Origin of the sequence: Meridianimarinicoccus roseus, from assembly GCF_003172915.1 — a bacterium.
Classification (GTDB): Bacteria; Pseudomonadota; Alphaproteobacteria; order Rhodobacterales; family Rhodobacteraceae; genus Meridianimarinicoccus; species Meridianimarinicoccus roseus.
The window spans coordinates 26,085-35,417 of sequence record NZ_QGKU01000050.1; the positions used below are offsets into that span (position 1 = coordinate 26,085).

The 9,333-nt window shown below is 64.9% G+C and carries 10 protein-coding genes, 1 tRNA gene and 1 pseudogene; 6 read left to right on the forward strand and 6 right to left on the reverse strand.

All coding sequences use genetic code 11. The features are described 5' to 3' along the window. Positions 1 to 55: 55 nt before the first annotated feature. Positions 56 to 895 (forward strand): ferredoxin--NADP reductase, encoded by an 840-nt coding sequence (locus DKT77_RS16855; protein WP_109812854.1) that lies wholly within the window; start codon positions 56 to 58, stop codon positions 893 to 895. Between the two features lie 204 nt (positions 896 to 1,099). Beyond that, positions 1,100 to 1,594 carry a translation initiation factor IF-3 gene (gene infC / locus DKT77_RS16860; RefSeq protein WP_238547974.1) on the forward strand — a complete coding sequence of 165 codons (495 nt, stop codon included), beginning with the start codon at positions 1,100 to 1,102 and terminating at the stop codon, positions 1,592 to 1,594. A gap of 33 nt (positions 1,595 to 1,627) precedes the next feature. On the opposite strand, the gene ureG is transcribed toward infC, so the two are convergent. The 6 genes from ureG to purM form a co-directional block, all read right to left on the reverse strand. Next, positions 1,628 to 2,269, reverse strand: coding sequence for an urease accessory protein UreG (gene ureG, locus DKT77_RS16865; RefSeq protein WP_109812846.1), 642 nt, complete (start codon positions 2,267 to 2,269; stop codon positions 1,628 to 1,630). A gap of 23 nt (positions 2,270 to 2,292) precedes the next feature. Continuing rightward, positions 2,293 to 2,949 (reverse strand): urease accessory protein UreF, encoded by a 657-nt coding sequence (locus tag DKT77_RS16870; protein WP_238547975.1) that lies wholly within the window; start codon positions 2,947 to 2,949, stop codon positions 2,293 to 2,295. Beyond that, a complete protein-coding gene (locus DKT77_RS16875) occupies positions 2,933 to 3,448 on the reverse strand; it encodes an urease accessory protein UreE (RefSeq protein ID WP_109812848.1) in 516 nt (171 codons plus the stop codon). Before DKT77_RS16875 ends, DKT77_RS16870 begins: the two co-directional genes overlap by 17 nt. A gap of 50 nt (positions 3,449 to 3,498) precedes the next feature. Beyond that, complete coding sequence (gene rnd / locus DKT77_RS16880; protein ID WP_109812856.1) at positions 3,499 to 4,656, reverse strand: ribonuclease D; 1,158 nt, start codon at positions 4,654 to 4,656, stop codon at positions 3,499 to 3,501. A 77-nt stretch (positions 4,657 to 4,733) separates the two neighbouring features. Next, a complete protein-coding gene (purN, locus tag DKT77_RS16885; protein WP_109812849.1) occupies positions 4,734 to 5,333 on the reverse strand; it encodes a phosphoribosylglycinamide formyltransferase in 600 nt (199 codons plus the stop codon). Next, positions 5,330 to 6,382 (reverse strand): phosphoribosylformylglycinamidine cyclo-ligase, encoded by a 1,053-nt coding sequence (gene purM / locus DKT77_RS16890; RefSeq protein ID WP_109812850.1) that lies wholly within the window; start codon positions 6,380 to 6,382, stop codon positions 5,330 to 5,332. The genes purN and purM overlap by 4 nt, the downstream gene beginning before the upstream one ends. A gap of 125 nt (positions 6,383 to 6,507) precedes the next feature. On the opposite strand from purM, the gene DKT77_RS16895 reads away from it, so the two are divergent. The 4 genes and pseudogenes from DKT77_RS16895 to DKT77_RS16910 all read left to right on the forward strand — a co-directional run bounded on the left by DKT77_RS16895 (position 6,508) and on the right by DKT77_RS16910 (position 9,277). Continuing rightward, positions 6,508 to 6,584, forward strand: a tRNA-Ile gene (locus DKT77_RS16895). Between the two features lie 3 nt (positions 6,585 to 6,587). Next, positions 6,588 to 7,121: a hypothetical protein gene (locus DKT77_RS20730; protein WP_146205028.1), complete on the forward strand. Its 534-nt coding sequence runs from the start codon at positions 6,588 to 6,590 to the stop codon at positions 7,119 to 7,121. A gap of 51 nt (positions 7,122 to 7,172) precedes the next feature. Continuing rightward, positions 7,173 to 7,909, forward strand: a pseudogene (locus DKT77_RS21145) (IS3 family transposase); the annotation flags it as partial. Positions 7,910 to 8,080: 171 nt separating this feature from the next. Beyond that, positions 8,081 to 9,277 (forward strand): IS256 family transposase, encoded by a 1,197-nt coding sequence (locus DKT77_RS16910; RefSeq protein WP_109809696.1) that lies wholly within the window; start codon positions 8,081 to 8,083, stop codon positions 9,275 to 9,277. Positions 9,278 to 9,333: the final 56 nt, after the last annotated feature.

Below are 9,333 nucleotides of genomic sequence, written 5' to 3' on the forward strand. Positions count from 1 at the left end.
GCAAACGAGATATGACAGGAGTGGGGCGCGCGATGACGCACCCGCCATGGATGATATGAACGAACGTACCCAAGTGACCGACGCAACACCGATCAAGACCCTTCCAGACGCCCAGACCGTGACCGAGGTGCAGCACTACACCGACCGGCTCTTCCGGTTCCGGGTTACCCGGCCCGCGTCGCTCCGGTTCCGGTCGGGCGAATTCGTGATGATCGGCCTGATGGGCGATCCGGACCCGAAGACCGGCAAGCAGAAGCCCTTGCTGCGCGCCTATTCCATCGCGTCGCCGTCCTGGGACGAGGAACTGGAATTCTACTCAATCAAGGTTCAGGATGGACCGCTGACCAGCAAGCTGCAGCACATCAAGCCGGGCGACCAACTAATCCTGCGGCCCAAACCGGTTGGCACGCTGGTGCATGACGCATTGCTGCCCGGCAAGCGGCTGTGGTTCTTCGCCACGGGCACCGGCATCGCGCCCTTCGCCTCGCTGATCCGCGATCCACAGACTTATTCCGACTATGACCAGGTGATCCTGACCCATACCTGCCGCGACGTGGCCGAACTGACCTATGGACGCGAACTGGTGGAGAGCCTGAAAAGCGACGAGATGCTGGGCGAGTTGCTAGAAGGCGGGCAGGACAAGCTGGTCTACTACCCCACCACCACCCGCGAGCGTAGCCCAAAGATGGGCCGTATCACGACGCGGCTGGAAGACGGCACCGTGTTCCGCGATCTCGGGATCGACGGGATCACCCCGGGCACAGACCGCGCGATGGTCTGCGGCTCCATGGGACTGAACACCGATCTCAAGCGCATCCTTGAAGGGTTCGGCCTGCGCGAGGGCGCGAATTCCGAACCGGCGGAATACGTGGTCGAGAAGGCATTCGTCGGCTGAGACGACGCTGCACGAACAATTGCATCCCGGATTTGCAGAATCAGGCCCATCGGCCTGATTTTGTGCTACCCTTGCGGCCCGCGCCCGGTTGAACTCCGCGCGCGGGTTGACTATCAATCGTCAACTCAAAGCAACAATCGAAGGAACGCCGCAATAGCCCGCAGACCCCACAACGCCCCGCCGTCCCGTGACACAGGCCCCCGCGTGAACGAAAAGATCCGCGTGCCTGAAATCCGCCTCATCGGGGCCGAAGGCGAGAACATTGGTTTGACCACACCCGCACGCGGGATGGAGCTTGCCGAACGTGCCGGGCTCGATCTGGTCGAGATCTCTCCGAATGCGACCCCGCCGGTCTGCAAGATCATGGATTTCGGCAAGTTCAAGTACGAGACGCAGAAGCGCGAAAGCGAAGCCCGCAAGAAGCAGAAGATCATCGAGGTCAAGGAAGTGAAGTTCCGTCCGAACACGGATCAGCACGACTACGAGGTCAAGATGCGCAACGTGTTCAAGTTCCTGGAAAAGGGCGACAAGGTGAAGGTCACCCTGCGGTTCCGGGGCCGCGAAATGGCGCACCAGAACCTCGGGCGCGAGCTTTTGGAACGGGTGGCCGACGACGTGAAGGAAATCGGCAAGGTCGAGAACATGCCGAAGATGGAAGGCCGTCAGATGGTCATGATGATCGGGCCGACGGCGCGCTGAGCGCTCTGCCGAACTGTACGTCGCAAGGCCCGGTCATGCCGGGCCTTTTTCATGTTCGGGGCCCGGCACCAGCCCGCCCACTTCTTCCAGGAACCGCACGATGCGCGTCACGCCGACGCCCTGCCGCAGGCTCGCCAGCACGAAGGGCCGCGATCCGCGCGCGGCCGCCGCGTCCCGTTCCAGCAGATCGACCGAAACGCCCACATGCGCCGCAAGGTCGGTCTTGTTGATGATCAGCAAGTCCGACCGCGTCACGCCCGGCCCCTTCTTGCGCGGGATGTCCTGCCCCGCCGCCGTGTCGATCACGTAAAGCGTCACGTCGGCCAGTTCGGGGCTGAAGGTGGCTGCAAGGTTGTCGCCGCCGGATTCGATCAGCACGAGATCGAGATCGGGAAAGGATGCCGACAGGTCCGCCAGCGCGGCAAGGTTGATCGACGCGTCCTCACGGATCGCGGTGTGCGGGCAGCCGCCGGTTTCCACACCGCGGATGCGGGCCTCCGGCAACACCTGCGCGCGCACCAAGGCATCGGCGTCCTCGCGTGTGTAGATGTCGTTCGTAATGACGGCCATCGAATGGTGTCCCGCCATCGCGCGGCACAATTGTTCCGTCAGCGTGGTCTTGCCTGCGCCGACCGGCCCGCCGATCCCGACCCGCAAGGGCCCGTTGATGCTCATGCCTTTGGTCCTTTCCGGTCGGCTCAGGATTGGAAGAGCCGCACCTCCTGGGTTTCATGCAACATCGCCGCAAGGTCCGCGCCAGGCACGCCGCTGGCCAGATCGTCCAGCCCGCTGCGCGCGGCGGCGGCGCCCAGCGTCGCGAGCGTGTCCGCAAGCCCGGCAAGAACCGCCTGCGCCTCTGTCTGGCCCAAGGGCACGATCCGGGTGGCGATGCTTGTCAGGTTGCCCGCGAAGGCCTGCAGATACAGCGCGGCGACCGTCGCGGCGGGCACCGATAGCCCGCGGGCCCGCGCCCCGACCGCAACCGGAAGCGCACAGTCCGCCGCAAGCGCGGTGCTGCAGATGGCGTTGGTGGTCCGCACGAAGGCACGGCCCTGCGTCAGCGTTTCATGCCAACGCTCACGGCACGGACAAAGCGCGGCGGCAAGATCGTTCAGTACCTCCGGATCGCCGCCCGCCATCGCCTGCGTCAGCAGGATCGCGTCGGACCGTCCCGCCCCGAAGCGCAGCACGGCGTCGAGCCAGCCCCCGAACCCCGCCGCATCGCGCAGATCGCCCGCCGCGACGGCATGGTCCAGCCCGTGCGAGAAGGCAAAGCCGCCGACCGGAAAGGCGGGCGATAGCCACTGCGCAAGCGCCAGAAGATCCCGTGCGGAGGCGTCAGCCGTCATGGTCATGGTCGCGGGTTTGCGTGTGGGCGTGATCTGCCGGACCATGCGCATGGCCGAAGGTCCGACCGTGGCCATAGGCGCCGCCTTCGGGCACGAAGGGCGCTTCCAGCGGCGCGACGCTCGCGCCAAGCCTGGCCAGCATGTCAGCCAGCACCGGATCGGCACGGATCAGCAAGCGCCCGTCCTCGATCCGGCAGGGCGTGTGCCGGTTGCCGATATGCCAGGCAAGTCGTGGCAGGTCCCCGCGCACTTCCAGCAGCGGTTCGGGCGCGGCGCACACCGCGACGGCACTGCCGTCGGACAGCGACAGAACCTCGCCATCGGCCAGCGCGCGAGCCTGCGGCAAGTCGATAAGGAAGGCGCGCCCGCCATCGCTGACCAGCCGCTTGCGGCGCACGAAGCGTGCATCATAGTCCAGCGTGATCGTGTCGTCATGGGCTGCGCCGGGCCCGATGGCGGTCACACCGGGCAGCGCGGTCGGGAGGGGCTCTGTCGTGTCGCTCATGGCGCAAGATTGCCCTGCGCCGCACCGCTGCACAAGAAGTCCCGCACCGTTCAGAGCGGAATGATCGCCACATAATTGCCCTTCGCGGCGAGGGCGATCTCGCCTTTGCACAAACGAAGGGCATCGCTGCCGAAAACCTCGCCGCGCCAGCCGCGCAGGGCCGCCACATCGCGTTCACCCGCGGCGATCAGGTCAAGGTCGGCGGAACTGGCGATCAGCTTCTGCGCCACGCCCGCGCCTTCCGACTTCGCCTTCAGCAGCACGCGCAGCAGATCGGCCAAAGCGGGGTTTACCATAAGCTTGTCGCGGCTGCGGTCCGGGCGCGGCGCGTCGTCCGCCGACATCGCCAGACCATCTTCGACCGCCTTCAGGATACCGTCGGCGATGTCGCCCTTGCGCGCCTCGCGCAGCAACAGCCGCAGCTTGCCCAGATCGTTCGCACTGGTCGGCTTGGCAGAGGCGAGTTCGACCAGCGCGTCGTCTTTGTAGACCCGGCTGCGCGGCACGTTACGGGTCTGCGCGTAGCGTTCGCGGAACTCCGCCAGCTTGGCGACAACAGCCATGAATCGCGCTGAGGTGGTGCGCGTCTTGACCCGCTTCCACGCGTCTTCGGGACGGATCACGTACGTGTCGGGATGGGTCAGAACCTCGATCTCTTCCTCCACCCATTTGCGGCGCCCCTGTTTGTCGAGGCTGGTGGCCAGCGACTCGTAGATCGTGCGCAAATGCGTCACGTCGGCCAGCGCATAAGTCTTCTGGGCGTCCGACAGCGGTCGACGGCTCCAGTCCGTGAAGCGCGAGGACTTGTCCAGCGGTTCATGCGCGATGCGCTTTACCAAAGTCTCGTAGCCGACCTGTTCGCCAAACCCGCAGACCATCGCGGCGACCTGCGTGTCGAACAGCGGGGTCGGAAAACACTTGCCGTCGAAATAGAAGATTTCGAGGTCCTGGCGCGCCGCATGGAACACCTTCACGACCGATGTGTCGCGGAACAGGTCGTAAAGCGGTTCCAGCGACAGGCCGCCTGCCAGCGGATCGACCAGGACCGCGCTGTCCTCCGCATCCTCGGGAATGGCCAGCTGCACGAGACAAAGCTGCGAGTAGTACGTCCGCTCGCGCAGGAATTCCGTGTCGATCGTGATGTAGGGGTGGCGGCGGGCCCTTTCGCAGAAGGCCGCAAGCTCCTCGGTCGTCGTCAGCGTGATGATGTTCAAGTCGTTGTCTTTCGCTTCGCAAGGCGCTCAGGTTATCGGTCTCGGCGGCGATTTCAAGGCGCCGCCTCCGGTCAGCCCGCCTCTATGGTAACCGGTGTGCGCACGCCGTCCGCGAAGCGCCGCAGCACAAGCGGGTAAAGCGCGTGTTCGAACGGCAGAAGCCGGGCGGCGAGGGTGTCAGGCGTATCGCCGGGCCGGATGCCGATGCGGGCCTGCCCGAGGATCGGCCCGCCATCGAGTTCGGCGGTCACCTCGTGCACGGTGCAGCCATGCATGCGGTCCCCGGCCGCCAGCGCCCGCGCATGGGTGTCGAGCCCGCGATACTTCGGCAGCAGCGATGGATGGATGTTCAGCATCCGCCCGGCCCAGCGGTCGGTGAAGGCCGATGTCAGAACCCGCATGAACCCGGCAAGGCAGATCAGGTCAGGCGCCGCTGCATCGAGCGCACGGTTCAGCGCCGCCTCGAAACCGGGGCGGTCGCCCTTGAAAGCGCGGTGATCCACGACTGCCGTATCGATGCCCATGCCACCAGCCAGCCCCAGCCCGCCCGCTTCGGGGCGGTTGGACAGGACCAGCACGGGTCGCGCCGGATGATCGCCGGTCATCGAACGCGCCAGCGCCACCATGTTCGACCCGCCGCCCGAGATCAGGATGGCCGTTCTCAGCGTCACGCCAGCGTTCCGTCGTAGGCGACCCCCTGCCCCTCGATCACTGTGCCGATACGATGCACCGTTTCGCCCTCGGCCTCCAGCAGCGCGGCAAGCGCTCCGGCGCGGCCAGCGTCCACCACCAGCACCATGCCGATCCCGGAGTTGAAGGTCTTGAGCATTTCGGGCACCGCGATTCCGCCGGTTTCGGCCAACCACCGGAACACCGGCGGCAGCGGCCAGGCTGCAAGATCGATCCGCGCACCCAGCCCGTCGGGCAGCACCCGCGGCAGGTTCTCGGTCAGCCCGCCGCCCGTTATATGCGCAAGGCCGTGCACGCCGCCCGCCCGGATCGCCGCCAAGACAGGTCGGACGTAAAGCCGCGTGGGTGCAAGCAGAGCGGCGCCAAGCGTCATCTCGGGTCCGGCAAAGGGCGCCGGAGCCTCCCAGCCAAGTCCGGACATTGCCACAACGCGGCGGACCAGCGAGTACCCGTTGGAATGCACCCCGTCAGAGGCCAGCCCCAGCAAGACGTCGCCGTCGCGCACGCCGTCTGGCAAGGCGCAACCCCGTTCCATCGCACCCACGGCGAAACCGGCAAGGTCGAAATCGCCCTGTGCATACATGCCAGGCATCTCGGCCGTTTCACCGCCGATCAGCGCGGCGCCAGATTGCGCGCAGCCAGCGGCGATGCCCTCGATGATGCGCGCGGCGGTGTCGGTGTCCAGCTTGCCAGTGGCGAAATAATCAAGAAAGAACAAAGGCTCGGCGCCCTGGCATACCAGGTCGTTCACGCACATCGCCACGAGGTCGATGCCGATTGTGTCCACCTGCCCGGTGTCGATGGCGATACGCAGCTTGGTTCCGACACCGTCGGTCGCTGCCACCAGAACCGGGTCGCTGAAACCCGCGCCCTTCAGATCGAACAACGCACCGAAACCACCAAGCCCAGCCATCACCCCCGGCCGTGCGGTCGCTGCCGCGGCGGGCTTGATGCGTTCCACCAACGCGTTGCCCGCGTCGATATCCACCCCGGCTTCTGCGTAGGTCAGCCCGTTCTTGCCCTCGGTCATGCCGTTCTCCTTGCCGCTCAACCGTGGCCGCAGGCCGTAGCGCAGAGCGCGCGGAAAGGAAAGCGCCAAGGCGCAGCGGGTGACGACTTGACGGCCCGGGCGGGTCTGGTATCGGTCATACTCAGGGGCCTGTAGCTCAATTGGTTAGAGCAGAGCGCTCATAACGCTTTGGTTGCGGGTTCAAGTCCTGCCGGGCCTACCAAGCATGTTTTTTTATTTATTTTTCAATGCCTTTGACGCCAAGGTGGACCACGCCTCAGCTGTCGTGGTCCAGACCCTCGAATTTGAAGGCGCCGAGCTTTGCCATACCACGAGCCGCGAGGCTGGCCTTCTCGACCTGTTTGGTGTAGGCCTCCGACGTTTTCGCTTGGTTGTGCGCCATGATTGCCATGATTTCGTACTACGTAGCCCCACACTGAGCGAGGATGTTAGCAGCGCCTTTCCGGATCCCATGTTGCGTAAGCCCTTTTGGCAACTCAGCAGCATTGATCCACTTTTGAACTCGATTTCTCAGAGCCTCCGCGGAGGCAAATGCCTTGCCGGTTTCGGTCAGGATGAAAGCCTCTCTATATTGGTGCATGGCAAGTTCCGAAAGGAACTGGGGCAGTGCTGGCACCACCACAAAAGCGGAACCCTTTTTCGAGGGTTGAAACTGGATCGTCATTCCGCTTGTGATTTGGACAAGGTGACCTTCCCCCCTGTATCCGGGCCATTGCGAACTGGAACTTTCCACCTTTGAATGGATGAAGGAGGAAGACCCAAGAAGCGGAAGCGTTTCACGGAATAGCAGATCATCGGCGTGTTGAAGGAGAGCGAGGCCGGAGCCAAGACGGATGACATCTGTCGTCGGCACGGCATCAGTTCGGCCACGTTCTACACCTGGCGGAAGAAGTACGGTGGCATGGATGCGTCGGAAGCCAGGCGGCTGCGTGAGTTGGAGGCCGAGAACGCGAAGCTCAAGCGGATCGTGGCGGACCAGATGCTGGACATGACCTCGATGAAGGAACTTCTGGCAAAAAACTGGTGACACCCATGGCAAAGCGCAAAGCCGTGGGGTTTCTGATAAGTGAGATGGGTCTGAGCGAACGCAGGGCTTGTCGGATCGTCGGGCTGTCTCGATCGGTGCAGCAATACCGTCCGCTGCTCAAAGATGACGTGATAGCCATCAAGCGCATGAAGGAGCTGGCGTCGGAAAACCGGCGCTATGGCTATCTGCGCCTGCACGCCATGCTGCGACGGGAAGGCCTGGTCGTGAACCACAAGCGCACCTACCGGCTCTACACCGAGCAAGGTTTGCAGGTTCGGACGAAGAAGCGGCGCAAGCTGCCAAGGCGCGATCGCGTCGCACCGCGGGTACCGGTAAGGCCAATGCAACGATGGTCCCTGGACTTCGTCAGCGACCAGCTCGCTGATTGTCGCCGGTTCCGGGTGCTCAACATTGTCGATGATCACAGTCGGTTTTGTCCGGGCCAGATCGTCGACATCTCCATCCCCGGGGCACGTGTCGCGCGGTTCCTCGATGACCTGGCGTTGCGCGTCGGGCTTCCGGAAGCAGTGCCCCCGGACGTGGTGTAGGAGGAGGCCGCGCGCGGAGCCTCCGGCGNAGCGCAGCGCGCGGCCGGCGGTGACGCTGGCGGCCATCGCCGGTCTTCGGAGAAGGTTCGGGTTGCGAAACCTGGAACCGAACCGGAGACGACGATGACCGACGATAGAATGACCCTGATGGAGCTGGTGGAGAAGTCCGCCGACGAGGATCTCGTCCGCGACATGCTCGCCTATGCCGCCGAGCGGCTGATGGAGATGGAGGTCGAGGCTGCGACGGGCGCGCCAAAAGGAACGCGCACACCGGCGCGCACCACGCAGCGCAATGGATACCGCGAGAGAGGCTGGGAGACCCGCGCCGGCCGGATCGACCTGGCGATCCCGAAGCTGCGCAAGGGCAGCTACTTCCCGAGCTTTCTCGAACCGCGCAGGACGGCGGAGAAGGCCCTCGTGGCCGTCATCCAGGAAGCCTATGTGCACGGCGTCTCGACGCGCGCCGTGGACGATCTGGTGCGTGCCATGGGCGGGAGTGGCGTGTCTAAGAGCCAGGTGAGTCGGCTCTGCGCCGAGATCGACGAGCGCGTGCTGGCATTCCTCACCCGGCCTCTCGAGGGCGCCTGGCCCTATCTCTGGCTCGATGCAACCTACATCCGGGTGCGCGAGAACGGCCGGATCATCAGCCGTGCCGTAATAATCGCGGTGGCGGTCAACGGGGACGGCCGACGCGAGGTGCTCGGCGTCGCCACCGGCCCCTCCGAGGCGGAGACGTTCTGGACTGGCTTCCTGCGCTCTCTCGCCGATCGCGGCCTGCGCGGCGTGAAGCTCGTCGTGGCCGACGATCACAAGGGGCTCAGGGCCGCAGCCCGCCGAGTGTTCGATGCGACCCACCAACGGTGTCGCGTGCACTGGCTCAGAAACGCGCTCGCCCATGCCCCGGCCAAGAGCCGCACCGCCGTGGCCGCAATGCTCAAGACGATCTTCGCCCAGGAGACCAAGGCCGAGGCGGAGACCCAGTGGGACGCCATCGCCGACGCCCTCCGTGAGAAGAATGACCGGCTCGGCGCCATGATGGACGCCTCCCGCGACGACGTGCTCGCCTACATGGACTTCCCCAGGGAGCACTGGGCGCAGATCAGCTCGACCAACCCGCTTGAGCGCGTCAACAAGGAGATCAAGCGCCGTTCCAATGTCGTCGGGATCTTTCCGAACGACGCGGCCATCATCCGTCTGGTCGGCGCGCTGATGATCGAAACCAACGACGAGTGGGCCGTCGCGCGCCGTTACATGGGGCTGGAGTCGCTGGCCCGCATCACCGATACTCACAACGTCAGACTGCCCGCCGTGGCGACCTGACCAACTCGAGCCTCTCCGAAGGCCGGCCCTCTTACACCACGCCGCGGGGCACTACC